At 64.0% G+C, this 278-nt stretch carries 1 protein-coding gene; it reads right to left on the bottom strand.

The window, feature by feature from the left end:
- Positions 1-278: SpoVR family protein (locus EN859_RS37785; RefSeq protein ID WP_189502627.1), on the bottom strand; the 278-nt coding region annotated here is incomplete at both ends.

Genomic DNA, 278 nt, shown 5'->3' with positions numbered 1-278 from the left:
ACCACCTCGATGTCGGGCCTTTTCGCGCCAATCTCATAGCTGTGAGCCAGCGCGGAACGTATCTTGCGATAGCCGCGCTCATTGTGGATCGATGCGACCTGGTAATGCGGCTCGTCGGCGCCGTCGGCCAGCACGAAGAGCCGCCATTTTCGGATCAGCGCGGGGCTGAGATACTGGTGGATGAAGGATTCGTCGCGATGGTTGGCCCAGGCATCGAGCAGGGTCTCGCGCCAGTCGCCGCGGCCGGCGAAGTCCGGGAACCAGTCGCGATCCTCGGC

Origin of the sequence: Mesorhizobium sp. M00.F.Ca.ET.216.01.1.1, assembly GCF_004010325.2 — a bacterium.
GTDB lineage: Bacteria > Pseudomonadota > Alphaproteobacteria > Rhizobiales > Rhizobiaceae > Mesorhizobium.
This window is presented reverse-complemented; position numbering and strand designations above follow the sequence as displayed.